The 244-nt window shown below is 60.2% G+C and carries 1 pseudogene; it reads right to left on the bottom strand.

The window, feature by feature from the left end:
* Positions 1-117: 117 nt before the first annotated feature.
* Positions 118-244 (bottom strand): annotated as a pseudogene (locus AB4Y44_RS42815) (ParA family protein); the annotation flags it as partial.

The raw sequence follows: 244 nt of genomic DNA on the forward strand, positions 1-244 counted from the left end.
GGTTTTCGTAGGCATCGAGAGCCCTTTCCAGAATCTCAACCAGCAGGAGGTTGTCGCGCTGTGCGATCGTTCTGATGCGCTCATCAAACTCAGCACTTACGCGCGTCGCGAACTGGACGGTTCGATGCCGGCATCCATGCGCGTGCGATGCCAGTCAACGGTTGTTCCCTGCTGCGTGTCGAGATCCGCAACCTTGGTTTTCAGGCCACCCGCGGCCGTTTCGCGCGCGAGTGCTCGAGCAAGC

The sequence above is a fragment of the Paraburkholderia sp. BR10937 genome (assembly GCF_040965695.1).
GTDB lineage: Bacteria > Pseudomonadota > Gammaproteobacteria > Burkholderiales > Burkholderiaceae > Paraburkholderia.